The following is a 26,120-nucleotide window of genomic DNA, read 5'->3' as shown; positions in this document are numbered from 1 at the left end:
GCCCTTTCCTTACGTAAGGGCAGCTTTTTTTTCGGATGCTTTTCCAATGACATATCCCAGCAAGCTTCCGATCACAGCCGGCACCAGCCAGCCGATTCCCTGGTCATAAAGCGGCAAAACCACAAGCCATGAAAAATCGAATCCGAATGTACCGGTAAGCGTATCCAAAACACTGATGATAAAGGCGCCTGCAATTCCTCCGGCATACACCGCACGATAACCATGAAAGAATGAGTGCAGGAAAGACAACAAGATCAAGACAATCACCGCCGGATAAATCATGCTGAGAACCGGCACGGAAATCGCAATCAACTGGGTTAATCCGACATTGGCAACAAAGGCACTGAATACGGTTACAACCAACAACCATTTTTTATAGGACAGTTTCGGGAAAACCCGGTTTAAAAATTGCGCACAGGATGTCGAAAGCCCGACCGAAGTCGTCAAACAAGCGAGCAAAACAACGACCCCCAGGAGGACGGAACCGTATGGGCCAAAAAGTTCAAAAGCAATCGCCGTTAAAATTTCACCACCGTTATCCATCATTCCCAACTGCTGGCTGGTGGCTCCCATATAAGCCAGTGAAAAATACACAAAAGCCAGACAAGTAACCGCTATCAAACCGGCTTTCAATGTCGTGGCGGCCACCTTCTTCCGGTCACGGATTCCGTCATCGCGAATGGCTGCCACCACCATTCCCCCAAACACCAATGCACTCAGCGCATCCAAGGTTAAATAGCCGTCAAGAAACCCCTGGAAAAAAGGAAATTGCGCATAAACATCCGTCGGGGTTCCCAAATCTCCAACCGGGTGAAACAAGCTTTGGAGAAAGAGCACGACAATCAATGTCAACAAGACCGGGGTCAGGATCTTTCCGACACGATCAATGACTTTGGAAGGGTTCAAACTGATCAACAATGTAATCAGAAAATAAATAATTGTAAAAACAGGCAAAGCCCATACCGCTTCCCGGATGGCATCCGGCAGGAAAGACAAGCCCATTTCAAAAGAAACCGTTCCGGTCCGGGGAATTCCAAAGAAAGGACCAATGGACAAATATACAACCAAACTTAAAATCAGGCCAAAAACCGGATGGACGCGGCTTCCGATCGCTTGCAGACCGCCGTCAGACAAACCGACTGCGATCACGGCCAACAATGGAAGGCCGATTCCTGTGACCGCAAAACCAAGCATCGCCGTGAAGAACTGGTCTCCAGCCCCTTGTCCCAACAACGGCGGAAAAATTAAATTTCCGGCGCCAAAAAATAATGAAAACAACATCAAACCGATTGTGAGTAATTTGGTGTTCTTAAGCATTGAAGATGTCTCCTTTTTGTTCTGTTGCAACCATTGCCGTATTTTGAAATGCACAGGCAAACTTTTTTTCTTCTGTGCATTTTCAGTATATTTATTATTTATAGATTATAATTTAACAGTACAATGCATTATAAAAACTTTTATTCCCAGCTGTCAACAAACCATTTTTTAGCAAAACTTAAAATCACACTCCCTGTGCTAAAGCGCTTACAAAACATGCTTTGACAAAGGCCGGTTTTGTCCGGCCTTTGCCCTTATAATGACATTTTATAAATCTCATAAACATCTTCTTTGGTTAATTTTTTCATCCGCCCCAACGAACCGTGAGCCACCGCTTTTTCTGCCATCAGTTCCAGTTTGGAATCATCGATTCCGTAATCAGCCAGACGGCTGGGGGCTCCGATGGAACTCCAGAATTCCCGCAGCCGGTCAATTCCTTCTTCAGCGATTTCACGGTCCGATTTTCCTTCGGGATCCACACCGAACACACGAATCGCCAATTGCTTCATTTTGGCTTCGGTCACATCCAGATTATACCGGATCCAGTTGGGGAATAAAATTGCCAAACCTCCGCCATGCGGGATATCATAAACGGCGGAAACAGCATGCTCGATTCCATGCGTTCCCCAATCGCCTCGCATCCCCTGGTTTACGACTCCGTTTAATGCCATCATTCCACAAAACATGATCGTCTCTCTGGCTTCATAATTTTCCAGGTCCTCAAGCAGCTTGGGTGCCGTCTCGATAACCGTTGACAGCAATCCTTCCACCATTCGTTCGTTGTAAGGAACGTTGGGGGCAGGACTGAAATAATGTTCCAGCGCATGGGACATCATGTCCACAATTCCGTAAACGGTTTGATCTTTGGGAACCGTAAAGGTATGAACCGGATCGAGAACCGAAAACTTCGGAAAGACCAACGGATGTCCCCAGCCGAGCTTTTCCTGGGTTTCCCAATTGGTGATCACCGAACCGCTGTTCATTTCCGAACCGGTCGCCGACAAGGTCAAAACCGTTCCAAACGGCAGGGCATCTTTGGGAACGGCTTTTTTGGTGATGATGTCCCACACATCCCCGTCAAATTTGGCTCCGGCAGAAATGGCTTTGGTGGCGTCAATCACACTGCCGCCACCGGCCGCCAATAAAAAGTCCACCTTTTCTTTCTTGCACATTTCCACGCCTTTATGTACCGTGGACAGGCGCGGATTGGGTTCTACCCCGGACAATTCCAGGACTTCTGCCCCGATCTCTTGCAAATATTTCATGATCTGATCATAGATCCCGTTTCTTTTAATGCTTCCGCCCCCGTAAACCAACAATACTTTTTTGCCGTAACGGGGGATTTGTTCTTTGATCGCTGACAAAGTGCCTTTGCCAAAGAACACTTGGGTTGGGTTATAAAATGTAAATTGTTCCAATGGTTTGCACCTCTTTTTTTATAAATGGGCCTGTAAAAATAATAATAGAAATCCAACAGAAAATGCAATGATTCTCATGATGGCGATAAGAAACGGGACTGGATGTCTTTGGTGATCTCCTTGAGATTGCGGGCGGTGTTCAGGTACATTTGTTTTTCATCCGGATCCCCGGCCAATTGTCCCGACTTTTTTAACTCGGCTTCACATTTTTCCAATGCCTGTATGAGGTTTGCCCGCCAGTGGGGCCGGGGACGGGAAGAAGACCGGTCTTGATAAAGGTCGGTCCACAATTTCCCGGACGAATCCACCTGGGCCAAAAACACATCTTCCAGTTTCAACCCTTGTTTTTCCAGTTCTTTCAATAACCATTTTTCGTTTTTCCCGATGCTCGACAACACTTCTTTTTCAATCCGGCCGTCGATAACGACCATTTCGGGTTCCCGTTCATGATCCACAGGAAGATGAAGCATGTTGGCCGTAAGCGGTTGATGCTCTTTTTTCAGCATCACATTGACCGATCCGTCCGGCTCAATGATGGCAAACTCCACTTCCGACAAGTTGAAAATATTTTTCGCCCGCAATTTGCTCATCAATTCAATCGCCGTCATCCGCTCTTTCTTTAAATTTTCCTCCAACACCTTTCCCTGTTTGATCAACACCGTTTCCGTCCCGACAATCCACTTTCTTATTTTTTGGCTTTTGATCCCCAAATATTCGATGCCGAGTGCCATGATCAACCACACCAACAGGGAAAGCGCCCCCAAATACCATGAGTTCGGTTCCGATTCCAACGGAATATATGCCGCGATGCTTCCCAAGGTGATACCCGTGATGTATTCAAACAGGGAAAGTTGGGAAACTTGTCTTTTTCCGATCAATCTCGTAAGCACCAAAAGGACCACAACCGTAAAAAAAGTTTTGACCACAACCAAATACCAGCTCATTTGAAATCTTCCTCCGCAAATTCTTGATTGTCCTGTTTAGTATCCGAAAGGAAGATGCAATCTATACAGCAACCGATGGCAAGAAAAAATACAGCCCGCTTCGGAGCTGTATTTTTGACGGGATCATTCAAATCCGCCGGCCATTTCATCGCGGAAACCAAACCAATAGGTGAACAAAAACCCTGCCGCATAAGATAATACCAATCCGGTTATATACAAAAGGATTTGGCCGGGCAGCACCAAAAAGGTGAGCGGCAGGCCGGAAACCCCGATGGCAATGGTGGCCACTTTAAACACGGCTTGAAAAGCTCCGCCCACGCCTGCTCCCAGACATGCTGTCAAAAAGGGCCTTCCCAAAGGCAAGGTCACCCCGAAAATAAGCGGTTCCCCGATGCCGAGCAAGCCGGCCGGAAGAGCCCCGCCAATTGCCCTTTTCAACCTTTTCTTCTTTGTTTTCACATAGATGGCAAAGGCCGCCCCGACTTGCCCCGCGCCTCCCATGGCCAGAATGGGGAGCAACGGGTCGTTGCCGATGGATTGGATCAGTTCCAGATGAACCGGTGTCAAGCCTTGGTGTAAACCGGTAACCACCAACGGGAGGAAGGTGGCTCCCAACACAAATCCGGCAATCACTCCGCCGGTATCCAAGATGGCCAGCAAGCCTTTGGTAATTCCGTCGGAAATCATACCGCCAATCGGCATAAAGACCACATAGGTGATGATTCCGGTAATCAGCAAGGCCAGTGTCGGTGTAACAATGATATCCAGCGCTTGCGGGACGAGGCGGCGGATCCGTTGTTCCAAAAAAGCGATAAAAATGGCCGCAAACATGACACCGATCAGACCGCCGCGCCCCGGCACCAATTCTTCTCCGAACAAACTGATGTTTGCAATTTCGGGGTTGATCACCAAAATGCCGGCTAACGCGCCCAAAGCCGGGGAACCTCCGAACTCTTTGGCGGCATTTAACCCGACCAAAATCCCCAGGAATGAAAACAGGCCGGATCCCATCACGGTCAAGACGGTTGCGATCATGGAAGTTTCCGCAATCCAACCGGCCTGCACCACACTTTTCGTAACCCCCGTAATGAGCCCTGAAGCCACCAGAGCCGGAATCAAGGGGATGAAAATGTTGGCGATTCTTCTTAAAAACAGCTTAAACGGCGTTTTGTTTTTCTCCTTGATTTCTTCCCTTTTTTGCTTCGCTTGTTCGTTTAAATCCCATTCGCCCGTGTTTTTCATTAATATTTTGAATTCCTCGTATACCTTGGCCACTTTGCCGGGCCCCAATATAATTTGCAGCGTTTCTTCCTCCACCACACCGATGACGCCTTCGATTTCCTTCAATGCCTCTTTATTGACAAGGCTTTCATTTTTGGGTTTGACGCGAAGCCGCGTCATGCAGTGGGTGTAAGAAGCGATATTGGAGGCTCCCCCCAAATGCTGCAAAATCTCTTGCGCAAGCACGCTGTTGTCTTTTCCCATCCCAATTCTCCTTCCTGGGTTAAATTTCCTTCAGCCGCCGGGTGGCTTTCCGGGTTTTATCCAACAAACGAACCGTTTGATCATACTCTTTTCCGGCCATCGCCAAAAACAAAATATCAATCACATGAAGTTGCGCAATCCGGGAGGAAGTCGCCCCGCTGCGAAAAACGGCTTCACCGGAAGGAGCGATATGCAAGCGGATTTCTGAAAGATCGGCCACAGTGGACGAACCATATTTGGTCAAGCTGATGGTTTTGACTCCATACTCTTTGGCCAAGCGCAAAATCCTCACAACTTCCGGGGTCTCCCCCGAATATGAAATGGCAAACACCACATCCTCGGGCCGGGCATTGGCAATTTGGGTGGCAACCAGATGCAAGTCGGAGAAAGCAGTCACCCCTTTGTTGATTCGAAGCCACTTTTGCCTGGCATCCAAAGCGATGATGTGGGAAGCCCCCACTCCGAAAAAGTGGACTTGGTTTGCCTTTAATAAAGCATCCACCGCTCTTTCCAACTCTTTCAAGTCAAGAACCTCGGCCGTGTCGCGCAAACTTTGCACACTGTTACTGGTCATCTTTTGCAAAATCAACCCGGCCGGCTCTTCGGGCCTGATATCCCGGTAGCCGCTCTCTTCGGGCTTGGCCAGATCGCCGGCGATTCGCATTTTTAAATCTTGAAATCCGTTTAATTGCAGGGACTTGCATAAACGGACCACCGTCGCTCCGCTTGTGCCCGTCCGTTTCCCCAATCCGGCCGCTGTCTCGTGAACCGCTTCCTGTGGATGAGCCAAAATATATTCGGCGATTTTCCGCTCGGCAACCGTCAATTGATCCAACATCAAACGCAAACGATGAAGTCCTCCTGCAGACACCCTCCTCCCCTCCTGTTAACGGGACCGAATCCCGAGCGCAATCGCTTTGCGGACATGCCCTCTGGACTTTTCAAGCAATCTTTTGGCTTCTTCGTAGCCGGTTTCAGACAAATCCATCACAATGGCCGTTTTCACTTCATTTTGGGCACGCCGGAGCAAGTCTTCCGCTTCCCGGTCAGACAAGCCGGTAATGGTGCGGATGATGTTGACGGCCCGTTTCTGCAATTTGTAATTGCTGATTTTGACATCCACCATCAGATTTTCGTACACTTTTCCCATGCGTATCATCGCAGTGGTGGAAATCATGTTTAAAATCATTTTGTGGGCCGTTCCTGCTTTCATCCGGGTCGAACCCGTCAACACCTCGGGACCCACAATGACTTCAATGGCATGACCAGCTACCTGGCTGATACGTGCACCGGAATTGCTGGAAAGGGCCACCGTGTGGGCTCCGATGCTTCGCGCATACCGGAGCGCTCCAATCACATACGGGGTTCTTCCGCTGGCGGCGATGCCGATGACTGTGTCCTTTTCCGTCAAGCCAATCGCCTTTAAATCTTCTTCCCCCAGTTTTTCGTTATCTTCCGCCCCTTCAACGGCTTTCACAAAGGCTTTTTCGCCCCCCGCCATCAAACCGACAACCTGTTCCGGAGACGTGCTGAAGGTGGGCGGGCACTCAACGGCATCGAGAACCCCCAACCGTCCGCTGGTTCCGGCTCCCATGTAAATCAGACGCCCTCCGCGGGAAAAAGAATTGCAAACATACTCCACCGCCACCTGAATGTCCGGAATCACCTCCTTGACGGCTTGAGCAACTTTTTGATCTTCAGCATTGATCAGTCTTAAAATCTCTATCGTATCCATTTTGTCAATCTGTTTGCTTCGTTCATTTCGGGACTCGGTCGTCAGACGACTCAGCTCTTCTTCCATGTTATACCCTCCAAATCAAGACTTCCTTGAATGCGCTTTCATTATATCTGATGTGAAATATTATTTCAATATAAATTAATTACATATAAAATTCCATTTCGCCATCCGGGCAAAAAAAGAACGGAAGAAGGTTTCTTCCGCTACTCTTGATTCACCCAGTTGTAAAAAGAAAAACCATTTTCGCTCAGAACCGGTTTTTCCTTCACATTGGTCTGGTATAAGCTTCCTTTTTGCCTGAATTTGCGAGAATACTCGGCCGCCTCATCCGCCGTGCGCACATTGTTTTTATGCCATTCCAGCAAAATCCGGTCAATATAACGAAAATTCACTTTCCCGCAAAAAACGGCTTCCCGGAGAGCGGCTTCGATGATCTCCTTTGAATAGCCGTCCTCATCAATCCATTGGGACAACATCTGGCATTCCATCGGAGACAGGGCCCGTCCGAATTCCAGTTCAAACACGCGGAATATTTGCTGATATGTTTCACCGTCCGATTCCGGTTTCTTCTGTTTATGATCCAGATACGATGAGACCAATTGTTGAAAAAGCGGGGTCAACTCGTAACTTTCACTCCGGATCCCGTGTTCGTGACCTTCTTCAATCCTTATAAATCCGCCATGTAACAGGCGCTGAATCAAGTCCACGATTTGATGTTGGCTGAGGCTCATGCGCTCTTCCAATTCCGCCACGGTCGGGAACGTCTTGTTTTCTTTTTCTTGAAAAATATAAAGATGAATCAGCAACATGGCTTCGGTTTCCGTCAATCCGAGCCGTTTATACTCCGTAAACAAAAGAACGGGCAAAGACACGAATCCTTGTTTCAGGAGATGAACCATTGCCGCTTGCACCGTTTCCTTCCGGTCCATGCTCTTTCACACCTCTCTTATCCTCCACTATACCATGATCCACTTTGGTGAAACAGACTTGAAAAATGGATAAAAGCACCGGTCAGAAAAAACCGATGCTTTATCCTTTTCTATGGATATAACCGATTGAGCATCCGCGGGAACGGGATGGTTTCCCGGACATGATCCAATCCGCAAATCCAGGCCACCGTTCTTTCCAATCCCAAGCCGAATCCGGAATGGGGGACGCTACCGTATTTTCTCAAATCCATATACCACTGATAAGCTTCTTTCGGCAAATTATGTTCTTCGTAGCGTTGGCGCATCAGTTCCGGATCATCAATCCGCTGGCTTCCGCCAATGATTTCCCCATAGCCTTCGGGAGCAATCAAATCCGCACACAAAACCACTTCCGGCCGGTTCGGATCGGGCTTCATATAGAAAGCCTTGATCTCTGTCGGATAATGTGTGATAAAGACCGGTTTCTCAAAGCTTTCGGCGATTTTGGTTTCATGGGGCGCCCCGAAGTCTTCCCCCCATTCAAAATCGGAAAATCCTTCTTTGTGAAGAAGTTCCACGGCTTCATCATAAGTGATGCGCGGGAACGGAGCCGTCACTTTTTCCAGGCGGCTGATATCCCGGCCCAATGTTTTTAATTCCGCTTCGCAGTTGTCCAACACATGCCGGACAACATGGGCAACCATATTCTCTTGGATTTTCAGGCTTTCTTCATGTTCCACAAAGGCCATTTCCGGCTCGATCATCCAAAATTCAATCAGATGGCGTCTGGTTTTGGATTTTTCCGCACGGAACGTCGGGCCGAATGAATAAACTTTTCGCAACGTCATCGCGGCGGCTTCCATGTACAACTGGCCGCTTTGCGTCAAGTAGGCGTCTTCATCGAAATACTTGGTGTGAAACAGGTTGGTGGTTCCTTCGCAGGAAGACGGCGTCAAAACCGGTGGATCCACCAATGTAAAGCCTTCATCATTCAAGTATTGTTGCAAGGCTTTGATAATTTCAGCCCGAATGGTCAAAATGGCACGTTGCCGGGGGGAACGGATCCATAAATGGCGGTGGTCCAACAAAAAATCCACCCCGTGTTCCTTTTTCGCAATCGGGTATTCTTCCGCCACCTGAATCACTTCGAGGTTGGTCACATCCAACTCAAAACCGCCGGGTGCCCGTTCATCTTCCCGTACGGTTCCCCATATGTACAATGAGCTTTCTTGTGTCAATTGTTTGGCAGCGTCCCACACTTCCGGAGCCACTTGACTTTTGACCAGAACCCCCTGAATGAATCCGGTTCCGTCCCGAAGCTGCAAAAATTGGATTTTTCCGCTCGAACGTTTATTGTAAAGCCATCCGCCCAATTTGACTTCTTTTCCCACATGGCCGGCTATTTCTTTAATTGTCGTCAACACCTGTGTACCCTCCATCCGATAAGAATCACATTGAATTTTATTATACATCCGCTTATTTTAAGGAGTCAATGTGAGAGCAAGCAACCCCTTCTTTCCACACAACGTGCCCTTCGCTGCATCCGTCCTCTCAGGCGTCAACGCCCGCAAGAACCTAAAGCGGGCGGTATTGTTCAAGCGTTTTTGCCAATCTTTCTTTCAGAAGCTTTTTTAAGGCAAGCGGCTTCTTGACCAGGGCATGCTCGCCGTATTTAAGAAAATAGTCTGCGAAAAAAGGGAGATCGTCTTTGGCGATTCTCCCGGTGATCAAACCTGAGCCATCTTCCCGTTTTTCCAACGACAGATCCGGCCACTGAACCGGTTGAAATTTTTCTGTTCCGTCTTGGGTGAGCTCCACAACCATTTCCATCATTTCCCGCTTCCGGTTCATCAGCGAAAAACGATTTTTCAAACGGATCCCCGATAAATCGACCGGCTTTGTGTTTTCGTCATGTTCCACCGATTGAATCCGGTCACACCGGAAAACCCGGTAATCTTTTCTCAAAAAGCAATAAGCCGGGCAATACCATTTTCCGTCTCTTGCATAAACCCCGATCGGTTGAATTTTCCGACAGCTGGTTTTTTCACCCGTTTGATACCGGATGTTTAACACTTCCTGTTGAACCGCGGCTTTCAGCAGTGGTTTCAAAAAAGGGATCTCTTCTTGTTGATGGACAGTGACAAAGTCCATCCGGTCTTTCAGATTGTCAATGGTGTCCCGCAGGTCTCCGGAGAGATTTAAATAAAACTTCTTGATGACGGATTCATACTCCACATCAAAAGGAAGTGAGAGATAATGCCTCAATGCGTGAATGGCAAAAAAGACGGCCATCACTTCTTCCCCGGTAAAAGCAATGGGAGGAAGCACTCTCTCCTTTAAGACCCGATACCCTCCGTTCGGCCCGGTCTCGGAGTACAACGGCACCCCCATCGCACTCAACTCTTGCAAATCCCGCAAAATGGTCCGTTTGGAAACCCCGAATTCCTGTGCCAGTTCCCGGACGGTAAATCTTTTTTTCCGGTTCACCATCATGATCATTTCATTCAATCTTCTCGCCTTGGACATGAAAACCTCCAAATTCTGTGGAACGGTGACAAGGGTTGTCACCATCATAATATATCATGGTTGGCAGATAAATAATAACAGCAGTCAATCAACAATGGAGGAATGATTGGATGTACGTAACCGTTTCAGACTTCATCAAAGAATGGAACAGAGAAGCCGTCTTGACACAAAACGTGTTGGACGGGCTGACCGATGCCTCCTTGAAACAACAAGTTTATCCCGGAGGCCGCACACTGGGGAGAATCGCGTGGCATTTAACCACCTGCATCCCGGAATATTTGTCTGAATTCGGCTTGAAAATCGATCCAGTGGAAAATGCCGATCAAGTTCCGCCATCGGCCAAAGAAATCGCCGAAACCTTTAAAAACGTAAGCGCCAATGCCGCCAAAGCCATTTTGCAGCAGTGGAATGACGAGACATTAAAAGAAGTGCAAATCGCTTTCGGAAGAGAAGAGACCAATGCCCAAATTTTAATGGGACTCATCAAACACACAATCCATCATCGCGGCCAATTGACGGTTCTGATCCGGCAAGCCGGATTAAAACCTTTTGGCGTTTATGGTCCGCCCAAAGAAGATTGGATCCGTTTGGGCGTGGAAAATCCCCCTCTGTAAAACTCTTCTGTGTGCCCGGGATTCAGGAGAAAAAAACCGGCTGTGAAAAGTACAGCCGGTTTTTTGGAAAAGATCAAAGCCATTCCTCCGGGTGATCCGCCCATTCCTGAACGGCGTTCATAAACATCCCCGCATGATATCCATCACATACCACATGATGAACTTGCAATGCCACCGGCAAGCGGATGGAACGGCCGTGACGAATCCATTTTCCCGCCGTGACAATCGGCAGAAGATAATCCCGCTGATTATGGATATTCAAGTTAAACCCTGTAAAGGAAGTCCATGGAATCATCGAAACAGAAAAAGCGTTTTCCGGGATCGGTGTTTTGGGAAACAATTTTCCCGAACCGCCATATCGCTCCACATCAGTCAGGTATAAACGGTAAAATGCTTTGAAATCACCTTCTGCCATTGTCCAAATGCCCGAAAACATTTCCGACTCCCGGTCGAAAATCGTGTACAGCGGATGTAATTGATCCCAACAGCCAAATTCCCGCTTATGGTTGTAACCCATTCGGAAAGCAGGATGTGAATTGACCACGCGGGTCACCACGTAAAGAAACGCAGGGTAAAATTTAAATCCCTTTTGTTTGATCCTTGCATACAAAGCAGTGATATCTATTTCCGTGGTCATGCTGAATGTCGTTTGTTGGTTCAAAAAATGATGAAATGTTTCTTTTCTTTCCCATTCATTCCAATTCACTTTATGAAAGTTCATTGAATCCGCCTCCTGAATTTTTATCGGGTGTAAATTCAGGAGGCGGACTTGTCTGCTTTCTTCATCCGTACCACCTTTTAGAGAAATTCTTTTTTATTCTATCATAACCACCCATTGCGGCCGAAGTCATTTCATCATCAAAAAAAGGATGACGGACCTCTTTGTCCATCATCCTTATAACAAGATCAAGCGGGTCGGGTTTATCCGTTTAAACCTTCCAACAGCAAAGCGTTCAAATCTTCCTGTGTCAAGTAATTTCCCACGTAAAACGGGCCAAATTCACCGAAACGTGCGCTCGCTTCGTCAAAACGCATTTCGTAGACAAGCTTTTTGAATTGCAACGGGTCTTCGCCGAATAAGGTGACGCCCCATTCCCAATCATCGAAACCGACCGAACCGGTAATGATTTGCCGCACTTTCCCGGCATAAGAACGGCCGATCATGCCGTGGCTTTTCATCATTTCTCTCCGGTCTTCCATGGAGAGCATGTACCAGTTGTCTTCCCCGTCTCTTTTTTTGTTCATCGGATAGAAGCAGACATAACCGGATTTGGGCATCATCGGTTTTAAGCGTCTTTGCACCGACGGATCCGTTTCCGGATCGACATGGGGCGGAATGGTGTAAGCGCCAAGTTCCACAACGGAAATATAGGAATAAGGGGTGGTGGTGACTCCCGCAAAACGCGTTTTGTTAAATTGATTTTTGACTTCGGTCAACTCTTCCAACGTGGGACGGAAATGAACAAACAACAAATCCGCTTTGGTACCGGAAATGGCAAATAAGGCAAAGCTTCCTTGTTTATTTTCTTCAACGGATTCATATTGCTTCAGGATTTCCTTCAGCTCGCGCACGGCTTCTTCTCTTTCGCCGGCACTGAGTGATCTCCATTGATTCCAGTCGATTGAGCGAAAATCATGAAAAGCATACCAGCCTTCATACGTTTCCACTGCTTGCGCCATCTTTTTTCACTCCTCATCTGATCAAGCTGATAAATATTCTATCACATCTTGAACGGCTTTTTTTCCGTGGCTGATGCAATCGGGAATCCCGGATGCACCATAACTGGATCCTGCCATGAAAACTCCCGGATAATGGACGGACATCTGTTCCTTTAATTGCTTCAACCAATCCGGAAAACCGACGACAAATTGCGGCATGGCCTTCTTCCAACGTGTCACATGAGTGAACTCGGGCTCTCCGTGAAAGGCGGTGATCCGTTTCAGATCGGAGAGAACCACCTCAACGATTTCCTCATCCGACTTGTACACGATCTCTTCATCGCCGGCACGCCCCACATAACAACGAAGCAACGCTTTGCCCGGCGGGGTGGTGTGCGGCCATTTTTTGTGCGTCCATGTGCAGGCGGTGATGGTGTAAGGCTCGACACGCGGAATCAAAAAGCCGGTTCCTTCTTTGGTTTTGGGGGCTTCTTCCTCCGAAAAAGCCAGCAGCACCGTCGCCACTGAAGTGGGCCGGTCATTCAGCGGCTTCAAAAAGTCGGCTTGCCCCAACATTTCCCGGTTCACTTCATGCGGCAATGCCAAAATCACCGCATCCGCTTCCAAGGGCTCTCCTTGCTCCAAATACAACCGGTACTTTTGCTCCTGTTTTTCCACCCGCTTCAATTGTTCTCCTTTGATCACCCGGACTTCCTGCAATTGTGCTTCCAATTCTTCGACCATGGATTGAAGCCCGTTTTTCAACGTGAGAAACGCGCCTTTGGGTTTGTCGGATTTGGCTTTCGGCGGACGCATCGATTTCATTCCCAGGATCATGCTGCGGTATTTTTTCTCCATCTCAGCATATTGCGGGAAGGTGGACATCAAGCTCATCTGGTCAATGTCGCCTGCATAAATCCCCGATAGCAGAGGTTCGATGATCCGGTCCACCACTTCGCTTCCCAGGCGGTGGCGGAAAAACGACCCCACGGACCGGTCAGCTCCTTCCGCCACATTGGAACGGGGAAGAACCAGGTCGGCCGCGGCACGGACTTTGCCGGCCGGGGACACCAAAGGAGTCAGGGCAAACGGCATGATCCGGGTCGGGACTCCCATCACTGCCCCTTCCGGAATCGGCAACAACTCATCCTTGTGCAAGATATATGCTTGTCCGGTTTGATTCCGGACCAATTGATCTTCGAGCCCCAAATCTTTGGCCAATTCGAACGCGCTTTTCTTTCGCTCCAAAAAGGAGTCGGGCCCCTGCTCCATGACAAAGCCGTCCCGGACCAACGTTTTCACTTTTCCGCCCAGACGGCCGGAAGCTTCCAACAAAGTGATTTGCCACTTTTGCCCCTTCTCTTTTAATGTTTTTTGTAAATAATAAGCCGCGGACAAACCGGTCATCCCTGCTCCGGCTATGACGACATGTGGTGTTTGCACGTTCATGACAAATCTCCTCCTCAAGTGGTCAGGCGCTTCTCCACCACATCGGCAAGGCAACGGATAAATTCCGGATCGACATTGGGCATCGGCGGACGGTAATAGTTGGCGTTTAACTCATCCGTCAATTGTTTGCACTCAATATCGTTGTCATAAAGCACTTCCAAATGATCCGCCACAAAGCCGACCGGGCAATAGACAAACGAACGATATCCTTTTTGTTCGTACAATTCCCGGGTCAAATCCAGCACATCCGGTCCCAGCCAAGGCTCCGGCGTCCGGCCCGCGCTTTGCCAGCCCACCGCATAGTGTGGAATTTTCGCTTCTTCGGCAATCAGCTTGGCGGTTTCCGCCAATTGTTCCGGATAGGGATCCCCCGTTTTAAGAATCTTCTCCGGCAGGCTGTGCGCCGTGAAAATCACCACCGTTTGGTCACGCTCTTCTTCCGGGATGGACGACAAAGTTTCTTGAACCCGTTTTGCCCATAAACGGATAAATCCCGGATGGTCATGCCAACTGTCCACCGTTTTAATCTTCGGACCGCCCAGTTTTTCGGCTTCCTGGTTTGCGCGGTCGTTGTAAGTTTGAATGCTGAGGGTGGAATAGTGTGGCGCCAACACAATGCTGACCGCTTCCTCAATCTGATCCTCTTTCATTTTCCGGACCGCCTCTTCAATGAACGGGTACGTGTGTTTTAATCCCAAGTACGCTTGAAAAGTCCGGTCCGTAGACCTGGAATTTAACTCCTCTTCCAAAGCTTTCATTTGTTCTTCCGTAATGCGTGCCAGCGGGGACACCCCGCCAATCATTTCATAACGTTGTTTCAGGTCTTCCAGCAGTTCGGCAGGCGGCTTCCTGCCGTGGCGGATGTGGGTGTAATAAGGTTCAATTTCCTCAGGACTTCTCGGAGTTCCGTACGCCATGACGAGCAAACCGGTTTTTTTAGCGATGGTCATCACCTTCTTGTATATTGATGGACAAATTCAGTCAATTTTTGAAGCGTTTCCACGCGAACATCCGGAAACACACCGTGGCCCAAATTGAAAATATAGCCCGGCTGTTTCATTCCCTGGTCTAAAATTTCTTTGGTCCTTTCTTCGATCAATTCCCAAGGGCCCATGAGAATCGACGGGTCAAGATTTCCTTGCAAAGCTTTTTCGACCCCTTGTTCCCTCGCAAAACGGATCGGCGTCCGCCAATCCAGACCGATCACATCCACCGGCAGTTGATTCCATGCCTCCAGGAGATGACCGGCTCCGACTCCGAAATAGATGACGGGAACATCAGTTTCTTCCTTTAATTTGCGGAAGATCCGCTCCATGACCGGAGCCACATAGGTTTGGTAGTCCTGTTGGTTCAAGGCACCGACCCAGGAGTCAAACACTTGTACGGCATGGGCACCTGCTTCAATTTGTCCTTTCAGGTAATTCACGGTCATGTCGCCGAGTTTCGCCATCAACTGATCCCAAGCAGAAGGTGCCGAATACATCAATGCTTTCGTTTTGTGATAATTTTTGGAAGGTCCGCCTTCCACCATGTAACTGGCAAGCGTAAACGGCGCACCGGCAAAACCGATCAAAGGAACGGAAAGCTGCTCATTTAAAATCTGAACCGCTTCTAAAATGTAAGGCACATGTTTCTCCGGATCCAGCTCTCCCAAACGGCCGATCTCCTCTTCCCCCCGGACCGGGTTGGAAATCACGGGACCGGTTCCCGGTTGAATGGCAACTTCCACCCCGATATGTTTCAGCGGCGTCATAATATCCGCGAACAAAATGGCGGCATCCACGCCCAGCTGTTCGACCGGAAGCGAGGTTACTTTCGCACAAACCTCGGGATTTTCGCTCATCTCAAAAAAAGAATATTTCCGGCGGATTTCCCGGTACTCCGGCTGATACCTTCCTGCTTGGCGCATATACCAGACAGGAACATAAGGGGTGTCCTCTTTCCGACAAGCTCTCAAAAAGACATCATTCATTTGACCCATATTTATCTACCTCTTTATGGTTCAATACTGCAAACCTCTTTACTAAGTTTTTACCCAAACCAACTCTTTCACATAAGTAAAACGGCAATAACAGATTATATATTCCCTGAACATCCATCCCAATATTTTCCTGATGAAAACATAGCGAAAGAGTGTTTGCCTCTGCACATTGTTAATGATATCACAATATATTTTTTTGCCAAGCGTTTCCCGATTTTCTTCATAAAATGTCCAGATTCTGTCTTCCCTTCCGTTCTTTTTCTTCTTTTGTTTTTGAATAAAAATACTTGGTTCCAAAAAATAGTACCAGCTTAAAAACGGATCAGGAGGATTTTGACATGCGATATTCCCGGCTTTGGACCGGTCTTGGACTGGTGATTCTGATTTCATTCGCCATTTTGGGATATTACGGGGGAAGAATTTATCAAACCATGCCCCCGGTTCCCAAAAAGGTCGTGACCACAACCGGCAAGGTTTTATTCACCGAAAAAGATATCAAAGAAGGGCAAAACGTTTGGCAATCCATCGGCGGCCAGGAATTGGGAACCATCTGGGGACACGGCGCTTATGTGGCCCCGGATTGGAATGCGGATTGGCTGCACCGGGAAGCCGTGTGGATGTTAAACCGATATGCCGCGGATCAATTCAAAAAACCGTATCAGCAACTGGACGATGAGAAAAAAGCCATGCTTCAAGCCCGATTGAAAAAAGAAATCAGAACCAACACCTATCAACCGGAAACCGGCAATCTCGTCATTTCCCCTTTGCGCGCCGAGGCGGTTTCCCACATCAGCCGGCACTATTCATCATTGTTTGGCAGCGATCCGAAACTGGATGATTTGCGCGAAAAATATGCCATTCCCGAAGGGACCGTCAAAAATCCCGGGCGGATGAAATCCTTAAACGCCTTTTTATTCTGGTCAACCTGGGCATGTGCGACGAACCGTCCGGGAAGTGACATTACTTACACCAATAACTGGCCGCATGAACCCCTCATCGGCAATCATCCCACCGGGGAAATGGTACTCTGGTCGGTGGTCAGCTTCGTCCTGTTGCTGGCCGGCGTAGGCGCTCTGGCTTGGTATTATGCCACGCAACAACACGATGAAATTGGATCGGAAGATCATTTTCCCGAGAAAGATCCTTTGCTTGCCTTGTCTCCCACTCCATCCATGAAAGCAACGCTGAAATATTTCTGGGTGGTCGGTATATTATGGGTGATTCAAGTGGCGTTGGGAGCCGTCACCGCGCATTACCAGATTGAAGGAAGCGGTTTTTACGGGATTCCCATTGCCGAATGGATTCCCTATTCCATCACCCGCACATGGCATACCCAACTGGCCATCTTCTGGATTGCCACGGCTTGGATCGCCACCGGCTTGTTTGTGGCCCCGGCGGTCTCCGGCCGTGAACCGAAACACCAACGTCTGTTAGTCAACATTTTATTTGTCTGCTTAGTGATCATTGTCATCGGCTCAATGGCCGGACAGTGGTATGCTGTTCAAGAACGGTTCGGGCTGAAGTCCAACTTCTGGTTCGGTCATCAGGGATATGAGTATACCGATCTGGGAAGGTTTTGGCAGTTATTTTTGACCATCGGACTTTTCCTTTGGTTGTTTTTGATGTTGCGGGCAATTTGGCCGGCACTGAAAAAGAAACAAAACGACAGACATTTGCTCATTTTGTTCATGATTGCATCCACCGCCATTCCCTTGTTTTACATCCCCGCCCTGATGTGGGGTCAACACACGCATTTGGCCATCGCCGAATACTGGCGCTGGTGGGTGGTCCATCTGTGGGTGGAAGGATTTTTTGAAGTGTTTGCGACCGTTGTCATCGCCTTCCTGTTCACTCGCATGGGACTTTTGAGAACAGCCACCGCAACCGCTTCCGTTTTATTTTCTACCATTGTTTTCTTGTTCGGCAGGATTATCGGCACATTCCACCACCTGTATTTCAGCGGAACGCCGATCGGGGTTTTGGCGTTGGGTGCAACCTTCAGTGCCCTTGAGGTCGTTCCGCTCGTGCTGATCGGGTTTGAAGCGTATCAAAATTTAACCCTCACCCGGGTCCGCCCCTGGGTGCAAGCCTATCGATGGCCCATATACTACTTCATTGCCGTTGCTTTCTGGAACCTGACCGGTGCCGGATTGTTCGGGTTTTTTATCAATCCCCCGATCGCCCTTTATTACATGCAAGGTTTGAACACCACCTCCGTACACGGGCATACCGCTTTGTTCGGTGTGTACGGCATGCTCGGGATCGGATTGATGCTCTTCTGTTTGCGCGGTTTGACCCAACCATCGATTTGGAAGACCAAAGCGTTGTCGTTCTCGTTTTGGACCATCAACATTGGACTGGCGCTCATGGTTCTTTTAAGCCTGCTCCCCATCGGCCTGATGCAAACATGGGCCAGCGTCGAACACGGAACCTGGTACGCCCGTTCCGCCCAATTCATGTCGCAGGGGATCATTCACACCTTTGTCTGGCTCCGGACCATCGGAGACACCCTCTTTGCCATCGGTGCACTTGTCCTCGGCTGGTTTGTCCTGGGGCTGAAAACCGGATGGTCCCTGACGGGAAAACGCCTTCCTTATGCTGAGAAAACAAAAGATGTATAACCACCCCGTCTCCCTGCTGTTTCTACATGCAGCAGGGATTTTTCTGTGTCATGTTGTTTTATTTTAAAATCATCCGTTGAATCTTTTATATAATTCTATTTATAATTAATAAACAAAGGTAATATTATGCAATTTTTGTTTATTTTTATAACTAAATGAAAGGGGGAGCGGACTTGACTTTCTATCAAATTTTGTCAGAACCGGTCCGATACATCCCGTTTGATCTCGGCGCCCGGCTTTCCCCGGAATTATTCGAAGAAATCAGCGCTTATCTGTCCAAAAATTTTCAAGTATCCCCGTTGACGAAAAGGGAAAAAGTGATTTTGTATGAAAAATGTATCTGCACCAAAATCACCGATCAATTATTTTTATATATTTTTCAAACCGGAATCGGGCTGTTTAAATACTATTCCAAACCGCAAATTTACATCGGAAACATGACCTTTGCCGCGAGGTATCTGGAAAAAAGGAAAAAATCCCACCAAAAAATTCTCAATTGGACCCATGACATTTCTCCCGTCATCTATGTCATTACCAAAGAGTTGAGGGAGTTGGTAAGAAAACACAAGAAAGAGCTTCGACCCAGCGCTTCCTCGGGTTGGGAATACAACGGACTTTCTTACGTCATGACCATGGTTTTTTTCAGCCCGCTTCAAGGCAATGTGGACACCTCCCGCTTTGACCGTCTGCCCCGCTTTTTGCAAAAAGGGATTCCCGCCATTTTAAAACCGGATTTAATCGGTTATGATGATTCCAATGAACTTTCAAAAATGAATGCAAAAAAAGAGAAAGTGTTGGAATACCTGGAAAACATCCACTCGACACCCGTGGACTACGATGACCGGAAGCAGCTCATGATTTTTATGAGTTGGGCCGCCGTCATCATCTTTGGAGAATTTGATGATTCAGACAAAGAGATTTATGAATTGATTGAATTGAATTTGCAACATTACTGGTTCTACTTGTATTGCCTGGATCAATGGCTGCCTATTGAAAAAGATGAATTCAAACAACTGAATTTGTCCATCGATCAATGCATCAATTTAAAAGTGGAAATCGATGATATCCCTCTGATCATCCAATATACGGACGAATCCCGTTTGCCCGAGCGGTTTAAACCCATGGTCGACGGATTAAGCGAGACAAGCCGTATCCATCAATTGTTGGAAGCGTTGAGCGAAAAACTCGATTCATGGATTGAACTTCTCTCCAATGAAGAAATGCGCCGGGCTGAACAGCGCAAAGAGGAAGCGCAAAAGAAATTTGCCAAAAATGCCGCTCTGGCCTTGTATACCATTGCCTTCATCGAAATCACGCCCGACTTGTATGATTTTTTTAATTACTTGGTGGAAATCAGCGGATTTAACCTCGTACCGGTTCAACTGCTGTTGACGGCACTGATCCTCGTTCTTTATGCGACCGGAGCCGTGATTATTTTTAAAAGCGGGGTGACATCCGCTTGAAAGGGGATCACGCTTCAAGCAGTGATCCCCTTTGGCACATCATCAAGAAGGATGGAAATATGAAATGTCAACCTTTTTTGCTGATCGCCACACGCCAGACCTCCGGGCCTTCCTCCAAATACTCCCACCCGAAAGTCTCCGGCCTTTCCATTTGAAACTGATAATAGAGTGGTTTCGGATCGTGGTCGTTGTATAACAACATCGCTTGTCCGGGCTGTAACCCGTCAAAGGTTTCAAAAATAATCCGGTGCTTGTCCTTCGGTTCATATTCTCTTGCATCGACGGTTGCCGCAAAGGAATGTTCCAATGCTTTACCCTCCTTTTATTGATCGGATTCCGCATTTATTTTAGTCCGCTTCTTCCGGAATTTCTGTGATATTTCCCACTTTTCCCCGGAAAAACAAAACCCGGATTTTGATGTGATTTTGGTCACAACCTCCCGGACCGTCCTTCTATATAGTGGGAACCAAAGGAGGGATTCACTGATGAAACAACCGAATCAACCCGTCGTGGAATTGGATGTCCGTGAGGACTTAAGGAAAAAAACTGAGCCTTTTCAAAAAATCATGGGCGCTGTGGCCTCATTGAAAGAGGAAGAACAGTTGCTTTTGCATACAACCTTCAAACCCGTTCCATTAATCCGGATGTTAAAAATGAAAGGTTTTCGGTGTGATGCCACCAAGCTGGCCCCGGATCACTGGACTTGTCTTTTTTATAAGAAAAACGGGAAAACGATCGAGGAAAAGGCGGAACCTCTGTTCAAAACCGGGGAAAACATTGAACCTCAGGTTTACCGCTTGGACAACCGGGGACTTCAACCTCCGGAACCGATGGTCCGGACCCTGAATCAATTGGAAAAAGCCGCCCCCGGTGATCAAGTGATCATTCACAACGACCGGGTTCCCGTGTATCTGTTGGAAGAGTTGGACCGGCTCGGCTGCACCTGTGAAGTGGAACAAAAAGAGGATGGTTCCGCAGAGGTTACCATTTTCAAGCCCCGGACGGACAGGAAGTGAAAGGGATGAAGATCCATGCCGATTCGTCATCACTGAAAATCCCGCTGTGCTTTATCATTACGGGGATCTTGGAAATGACCGCGTTTTTCATCACAGCGGTTTTGTTCCAGTCTGACATTCATGTGACGGCACCCCGCTCCCCGTACGGATGGGGATTGACGCATCTCTTCGTCCTGGGGTGGGCATCCATGATTGCCATGGGAGCGGTGTACCAACTGGTTCCGGTGGTTCTCAACCAATCACTCTTCAGCCAAAGAATGGGGGGACTCCATTATGTATTTTATCTGGTCGGCCATACCGGCTTGATCTTCGGCTTTTTCTTTTTTAACCCCCGCTGGATTGCCGTTTTTGGCACGCTCCTGTTTCTGGCCATATTGCTTTTTGTTCTCAACATCGGCATCACGCTGCTTCGGGCCGGGCAATGGAATCCGGTCACCCTTCATGCGGGAAGTGCGCTGGTTTGCCTGATCTTGACCGCTTCAAGCGGCATGTTCATGGGTTTTGATTTTACCCTTGGGAAGTTGGGTGTAAGCCATGACCAGCTTCTTTACACCCATATCTGGCTCGGAGTTGCCGGGTGGTTCGGCAATCTGATTATCGGTTTCAGTTATAAACTGTTGCCGATGTTTTCCATCTCTCACAACCATCCGGTCCAATGGCAAAACCGGACATTCATTCTCTTCAATCTGGCCGTGGCCGGCGGGGCTTTAAGCAACCTGACGGGGATTGGACCGTGGAGCCGGTTTTCCATCATGCTCTTGGCCGTGGCTTTTTGCCTTTACGTTTACGCATTGCACCAGATCCGCCAAGCCGGGATCAAGAAAAATCCGGGAGCCGGCATTCATTTCACCTTGAGAGTCAATTTATTGACGGCGCTCTGTCTTCTTGGGTTTGCCGTTGGTTCCTTTTTCGTTTCCCAACCGTCCTTTTTCATCCTGACCGTCTGGATCGGTTTATGGGGATGGGTCTACCTGACGATCATCGGTTATTTGTCAAAAATCGTGCCTTTTTTATGGTGGACCTTTCAATACGGCAACCAGGTCGGAAAGAACAAAGTCCCGCTTCTTTCTGAAATGATTCAGGAGAAGAAATTGAAACGGGCACTTTATGTTGTGGGCTTTGCCTTTTTGGGAACGGTGCCCGGGATTGTCACATCATCCACCTTTCTTTTTCAAGCCGGATTCCTTCTGTTTTCGCTTTCCAGCCTGTATGCCATCTCCACCATCGGCAACGTCTTCACTTTCAGGTCAAAGGAGGAAAAAGCATGTGTTTAACCCGTGAAACCGTCATCGAAAGACTGAAAGAAGTTTATGATCCCGAGTTGGGCGTCAATGTGGTGGATCTCGGGCTGATTTACCGAATGGACATCAAAAACGGCCATATTTTCATCGAGATGACCCTGACCACCCCCGGATGCCCGCTTCATGACACCATCGTCAGCGGGGTAAAAGCCGCATTAAGTTCATTGCCGTCCGTGGAAAGCGTGGAAGTGGACGTGGTTTGGGATCCCCCGTGGACACCGGAGAAAATTTCCCCGGAAGGAAGAGAATGGCTTGGCTTTTGACCCGTCCTTCATCAACACATCACTGCAGCATTTGTCTTCCGGCAAACGCCGCCCGCCCCTCCCGGGGCACCAAAAGAAACATCCCGCCAAAAATCCGGGAATCCCGGCAGTCTCAACGACTTATTTGTGAAATAATGCACATTTGCAGAATTTGACACGACCAAAGAATACGTGGTGATCATCAATGAAAACTATAAACTTTTTCTCTGTTCTTGTGATTTCATCGCTTGTCCTGTCCGGTTGTTCCATTCCGCCAAAAAAAGAACCGGAAACACCCCCGGAGAAAACCGAACCTGCCGTGCAACGGGAGAACGCATCGCCGATCCCGCCGAAAATCACCCGGGACGGGAAAACAGTCCGTATTGAAATGACCGCACAAGTGACGGACGTCGAGATCTCCAAAGGCGTGAATTACAACGCCTGGACTTTTAACGGCACGGTTCCCGGCCCGGTGATCCGGGTCAAAGAAGGGGACACACTTTTCTTCACCTTAAAAAACAAAGATCCGAACCTGCCGCATTCGATGGACTTTCATGCCGTCCATGCCGCCCCCGACAAAAAATTTGCAAACGTGATGCCCCGTCAGCAAAACACCTTCGCCTATTCCGCCGATACCCCCGGCGTCTTCATGTACCACTGCGGAACCGACCCGGTCCTGCAACACGTTGCCAACGGAATGTTCGGCATGATCATCGTTGAACCCAAAAACGGCTATCCGACCGATGCAACGATCGACCGCGAATATGTCATCGTCCAAAGCGAATGGTATAAAGAAAATGACCTTGGTGCCATGACCAACGGAATGCCGGAATACAATGTGTTCAACGGCAACGATTATGCTTTGAAAGAACAACCGCTCCATGCAAAAGCCGGCGAACGGATCCGGTTGTATGTGCTCAACGCCGGGCCGAATGAAGTTTCTTCCTTCCATGTGATCGGCACCACCCTGGATACTGTCTATTTGGACGGAAATCCCCGCAACCGGCTACATGGTCTGCAAACCGTGCAACTTTCGCCGAGCGCGGGCGCCGTGATCGAACTAACCGTCACGGAAGAAGGAAACTATCCTTTCATCAGCCATCAGCTCCGGCAAGCTTCCAAAGGCGCCAAAGGAATCATCCGGGTAACCCGGTAAAAAAGAAAGGAACTTCCGACCTTGGAAGTCCCTTTTTCTTTGGTTTTTTCATGTTTCCGGCCGAAACGCTGCCGGAATGTAACTGCAGGAGGGATCGCTCTCCAGATAATCCCCGGTCAACGCATAAGCCCGTGACCTGGACCCTCCGCAAATCTCCTTGAATTCACAAACCCCGCATTTACCTTTCAGCTTCGATTTATCCCGCAAGTTTTGCATGACGGGCGACTCGCGGTAAATTTTCCACAACGGTTCCCACCGGACATTTCCGCAAACCACCGGCAAAAAACCGCTGGGATACACTTCGCCGATATGACTGATAAACACAAATCCGTCTCCGTCATTCACGGCTTTCGGCGCTCTTCCCAAAACATCTTTTCGTTTGCCTGCTTGTGAAACGCCCGTTTCCTGCTGTCGCCGGGACTCCTGTAAAAAGACACGGCGATGGTGCGGCGCTTCCGTCACTTTGATATCACAAGGCATCGTTTTTTTGAGCTCGTACAGCCATTTCATCACCGATTCATGCTCCTCGGGGGAAATCATGTCTTTTTTTAATCCCCTCCCGGTGGGGACCAGGAAGAAGACACTCCATAACACCGCTTCCATCTCTTTGACTATGTCCGCAATCTCCGGCAAATCTTCCAGATTGTATTTGGAAACAGTGGTATTGATTTGAAGCGGAATCCCCAATTCTTTCAGATATTGAATTCCTCTCATGGTCAAATCATAAGATCCTTTGGTTCCCCGGAAAAAATCATGGATCTCGGCACATGAACCATCCAGGCTGAAGGCCCAGCGGGACAATTTGGCTTCTTTGGCTTTTTCCACCGCCCGGCGGGTCACCCTGGGGGTGGCGCTGGGGGTGATGGAAACGGGTAAGTTCTTTTCTTCAATGGCATATATGGCCAATTCAAACAAATCCGGGCGCATAAATGGATCGCCGCCCGTAAAGACCAACAAAGGCGAATCCATCATCGCAATCTCATCAATTAAATGTTTTCCCTCTTCAAACGAGAGCTCTCTCGGATCCCGGCGGTACTGGGCCTCCGCGCGGCAATGCAAACATTTCAACGCACAAGCCCGGGTGACTTCCCATATCACAATAAACGGATTCACGTTGTAATCCCTTGGTTTTGCCCATGCCTTCATCCCATCACATCCCTTCCAGCTTCATCTTAGCCAAAAAAACGATTTCTCTTTGTGAATAAGATCACAAAACAAAAAAGAGCTTCCCCACAGGAAAGCTCTTCTTCCCATGCAAACCATCATGGTTCCTCCTTCGGTGTGCAAACCAAACAAAAAACGCGATGTGGTATCTTAAGCGTCTCCTCATAATTCTTTTCCAGGAACTCTTTGAACTCATGGTCAAACCTGGCGATTGCATCCGGCGGGAGACTGGCCCCCACCCCTGCGCTTGCCCGGATCCGCCCCCGCCACGCCTCTTGGCTGTATGGAATCATAAGATCAAACGTGAAAGACTCGATACCGGAAAATCCGCCGATCGCCACTTGCGTGAACCACGCCGGATAAACCCCCGTTCCCCCGGCCCCTTGCCAATCCGGATTATACGACAAGATGAGCTTTTCCGTTTTTTCCACAATATTTCCTTTCAGCGGCAGCCAATCCAGGTGGATGATCGCCAGTTTTCCGTGCGAGCGCAAAACACGGCGCACTTCTTTTAACACTTGATCCGCTTGAAACCAGTGCCAGCACTGCCCGGCGGTCACCACATCAAATTCGGAATCCGAAAAGGGCAACGCCTCTGCCCGGGCGATCACATATCGGGAATGGACCCCTTCTTGTTCATCCAGCTCCCGGGCTTCTTTGATCAGCTCTTTGGAAATGTCTATTCCGGTTACCCGGGCCCCTTGCTTGGCAAATTTCCGGGCGAGATACCCGGTTCCGGTCCCGAGATCCAGCACGGATTGTCCCTTGAGACCCACTCCGTACTTTTTAAGACGGTCATATAATTCATCCGGATAACCCGCCCGGTACTTTCGGTAATCGCCGGCAGTCAGGCCAAAATCCACTTTCATCTTTCCGCCTCCCAAACCTGTGATTAAATCGGACTATTGCCGAACCGCATTTTTCCTATTCCGTATTTTTTGTAAATAATGAATACAACCCTGTTCCGTGAACAATCGCAAATTCTGCCACTTTCAGTTTAGCAAAAGAAAAACAAACAAGTCAGTAAACCATGCACCATAAACATCCCGAAAGTCCCTCCCAAAAAAATGAACAAAATGGTTTTCTTCCCAAACAGAAAATATTTTGACAAAAAAATC

General features: G+C 48.5%; 23 protein-coding genes and 1 pseudogene. 7 read left to right on the top strand and 17 right to left on the bottom strand.

Translation table 11 applies throughout. The features are described 5' to 3' along the window. Window positions 1-9 precede the first annotated feature (9 nt). From brnQ to ATH33_RS11090, 9 genes are all read right to left on the bottom strand, one after another. Window positions 10-1,317 (bottom strand): branched-chain amino acid transport system II carrier protein, encoded by a 1,308-nt coding sequence (gene brnQ / locus ATH33_RS11130; RefSeq protein WP_049720162.1) that lies wholly within the window; start codon window positions 1,315-1,317, stop codon window positions 10-12. 254 nt (window positions 1,318-1,571) lie between these two features. Next, the gene (locus ATH33_RS11125; RefSeq protein ID WP_049720163.1) at window positions 1,572-2,735 is read right to left on the bottom strand and encodes an iron-containing alcohol dehydrogenase; all 1,164 of its coding nucleotides are present in this window, start codon (window positions 2,733-2,735) and stop codon (window positions 1,572-1,574) included. A 74-nt stretch (window positions 2,736-2,809) separates the two neighbouring features. After that, a complete protein-coding gene (locus ATH33_RS11120) occupies window positions 2,810-3,679 on the bottom strand; it encodes a DUF421 domain-containing protein (RefSeq protein ID WP_037996062.1) in 870 nt (289 codons plus the stop codon). Window positions 3,680-3,802: 123 nt separating this feature from the next. Next, complete coding sequence (locus ATH33_RS11115; protein WP_049720164.1) at window positions 3,803-5,164, bottom strand: PTS transporter subunit EIIC; 1,362 nt, start codon at window positions 5,162-5,164, stop codon at window positions 3,803-3,805. Window positions 5,165-5,183: 19 nt separating this feature from the next. After that, window positions 5,184-6,035: a MurR/RpiR family transcriptional regulator gene (locus ATH33_RS11110; protein ID WP_049720165.1), complete on the bottom strand. Its 852-nt coding sequence runs from the start codon at window positions 6,033-6,035 to the stop codon at window positions 5,184-5,186. Between the two features lie 15 nt (window positions 6,036-6,050). Beyond that, window positions 6,051-6,965, bottom strand: coding sequence for an N-acetylmuramic acid 6-phosphate etherase (murQ, locus tag ATH33_RS11105; RefSeq protein ID WP_037996066.1), 915 nt, complete (start codon window positions 6,963-6,965; stop codon window positions 6,051-6,053). A gap of 140 nt (window positions 6,966-7,105) precedes the next feature. Continuing rightward, window positions 7,106-7,831, bottom strand: coding sequence for a DnaD domain-containing protein (locus ATH33_RS11100; RefSeq protein WP_037996068.1), 726 nt, complete (start codon window positions 7,829-7,831; stop codon window positions 7,106-7,108). A gap of 110 nt (window positions 7,832-7,941) precedes the next feature. Further along, on the bottom strand, window positions 7,942-9,249 hold the full coding sequence (gene asnS, locus ATH33_RS11095) for an asparagine--tRNA ligase (RefSeq protein WP_037996111.1): 1,308 nt from the start codon (window positions 9,247-9,249) through the stop codon (window positions 7,942-7,944). Window positions 9,250-9,385: 136 nt separating this feature from the next. Next, window positions 9,386-10,336: a helix-turn-helix transcriptional regulator gene (locus ATH33_RS11090; protein WP_121874418.1), complete on the bottom strand. Its 951-nt coding sequence runs from the start codon at window positions 10,334-10,336 to the stop codon at window positions 9,386-9,388. A gap of 110 nt (window positions 10,337-10,446) precedes the next feature. Between ATH33_RS11090 and ATH33_RS11085 the strand changes: the two genes are divergently transcribed. Then, on the top strand, window positions 10,447-10,950 hold the full coding sequence (locus tag ATH33_RS11085; protein ID WP_121874417.1) for a DinB family protein: 504 nt from the start codon (window positions 10,447-10,449) through the stop codon (window positions 10,948-10,950). A gap of 26 nt (window positions 10,951-10,976) precedes the next feature. Here ATH33_RS11085 and catA read toward each other — a convergent pair. From catA to hemE, 5 genes and pseudogenes are all read right to left on the bottom strand, one after another. After that, window positions 10,977-11,671, bottom strand: a pseudogene (gene catA / locus ATH33_RS11080) (type A chloramphenicol O-acetyltransferase); the annotation flags it as partial. Between the two features lie 200 nt (window positions 11,672-11,871). Further along, window positions 11,872-12,630, bottom strand: coding sequence for a hydrogen peroxide-dependent heme synthase (gene hemQ / locus ATH33_RS11075; RefSeq protein WP_037996078.1), 759 nt, complete (start codon window positions 12,628-12,630; stop codon window positions 11,872-11,874). Between the two features lie 21 nt (window positions 12,631-12,651). Then, window positions 12,652-14,058 (bottom strand): protoporphyrinogen oxidase, encoded by a 1,407-nt coding sequence (hemY, locus tag ATH33_RS11070; RefSeq protein ID WP_037996079.1) that lies wholly within the window; start codon window positions 14,056-14,058, stop codon window positions 12,652-12,654. 14 nt (window positions 14,059-14,072) lie between these two features. Further along, window positions 14,073-15,008: a ferrochelatase gene (hemH, locus tag ATH33_RS11065; protein WP_037996081.1), complete on the bottom strand. Its 936-nt coding sequence runs from the start codon at window positions 15,006-15,008 to the stop codon at window positions 14,073-14,075. Beyond that, window positions 15,008-16,039 (bottom strand): uroporphyrinogen decarboxylase, encoded by a 1,032-nt coding sequence (hemE, locus tag ATH33_RS11060; protein ID WP_121874415.1) that lies wholly within the window; start codon window positions 16,037-16,039, stop codon window positions 15,008-15,010. The genes hemH and hemE overlap by 1 nt, the downstream gene beginning before the upstream one ends. A gap of 338 nt (window positions 16,040-16,377) precedes the next feature. Between hemE and ATH33_RS11050 the strand changes: the two genes are divergently transcribed. Together ATH33_RS11050 and ATH33_RS11045 are read left to right on the top strand one after the other, a co-directional pair. Then, window positions 16,378-18,660 carry a nitric-oxide reductase large subunit gene (locus ATH33_RS11050; protein ID WP_121874413.1) on the top strand — a complete coding sequence of 761 codons (2,283 nt, stop codon included), beginning with the start codon at window positions 16,378-16,380 and terminating at the stop codon, window positions 18,658-18,660. A gap of 173 nt (window positions 18,661-18,833) precedes the next feature. Next, on the top strand, window positions 18,834-20,123 hold the full coding sequence (locus ATH33_RS11045) for a hypothetical protein (RefSeq protein ID WP_049720171.1): 1,290 nt from the start codon (window positions 18,834-18,836) through the stop codon (window positions 20,121-20,123). A 67-nt stretch (window positions 20,124-20,190) separates the two neighbouring features. On the opposite strand, the gene ATH33_RS11040 is transcribed toward ATH33_RS11045, so the two are convergent. Next, a complete protein-coding gene (locus tag ATH33_RS11040) occupies window positions 20,191-20,430 on the bottom strand; it encodes a DUF2249 domain-containing protein (RefSeq protein WP_037996800.1) in 240 nt (79 codons plus the stop codon). 178 nt (window positions 20,431-20,608) lie between these two features. On the opposite strand from ATH33_RS11040, the gene ATH33_RS11035 reads away from it, so the two are divergent. The 4 genes from ATH33_RS11035 (at window position 20,609) to ATH33_RS11020 (ending at window position 23,838) form a co-directional block, all read left to right on the top strand. Beyond that, window positions 20,609-21,139, top strand: coding sequence for a DUF2249 domain-containing protein (locus tag ATH33_RS11035; RefSeq protein WP_037996802.1), 531 nt, complete (start codon window positions 20,609-20,611; stop codon window positions 21,137-21,139). Between the two features lie 5 nt (window positions 21,140-21,144). After that, on the top strand, window positions 21,145-22,413 hold the full coding sequence (locus tag ATH33_RS11030; RefSeq protein ID WP_121874412.1) for a hypothetical protein: 1,269 nt from the start codon (window positions 21,145-21,147) through the stop codon (window positions 22,411-22,413). Continuing rightward, window positions 22,404-22,703, top strand: coding sequence for a metal-sulfur cluster assembly factor (locus ATH33_RS11025; RefSeq protein ID WP_037996804.1), 300 nt, complete (start codon window positions 22,404-22,406; stop codon window positions 22,701-22,703). Before ATH33_RS11030 ends, ATH33_RS11025 begins: the two co-directional genes overlap by 10 nt. Before the next feature lie 184 nt (window positions 22,704-22,887). Next, a complete protein-coding gene (locus ATH33_RS11020) occupies window positions 22,888-23,838 on the top strand; it encodes a multicopper oxidase domain-containing protein (RefSeq protein WP_052186817.1) in 951 nt (316 codons plus the stop codon). Window positions 23,839-23,886: 48 nt separating this feature from the next. On the opposite strand, the gene ATH33_RS11015 is transcribed toward ATH33_RS11020, so the two are convergent. Both ATH33_RS11015 and ATH33_RS11010 read right to left on the bottom strand, forming a co-directional pair. Beyond that, a complete protein-coding gene (locus tag ATH33_RS11015; protein ID WP_037996806.1) occupies window positions 23,887-24,984 on the bottom strand; it encodes a TIGR04053 family radical SAM/SPASM domain-containing protein in 1,098 nt (365 codons plus the stop codon). Between the two features lie 116 nt (window positions 24,985-25,100). Further along, complete coding sequence (locus ATH33_RS11010; protein WP_049720177.1) at window positions 25,101-25,871, bottom strand: class I SAM-dependent methyltransferase; 771 nt, start codon at window positions 25,869-25,871, stop codon at window positions 25,101-25,103. Between the last annotated feature and the right edge of the window lie 249 nt (window positions 25,872-26,120).

It is taken from the genome of Thermoactinomyces vulgaris (assembly GCF_003688725.1).
Lineage (GTDB): Bacteria > Bacillota > Bacilli > Thermoactinomycetales > Thermoactinomycetaceae > Thermoactinomyces > Thermoactinomyces vulgaris.
This window is presented reverse-complemented; position numbering and strand designations above follow the sequence as displayed.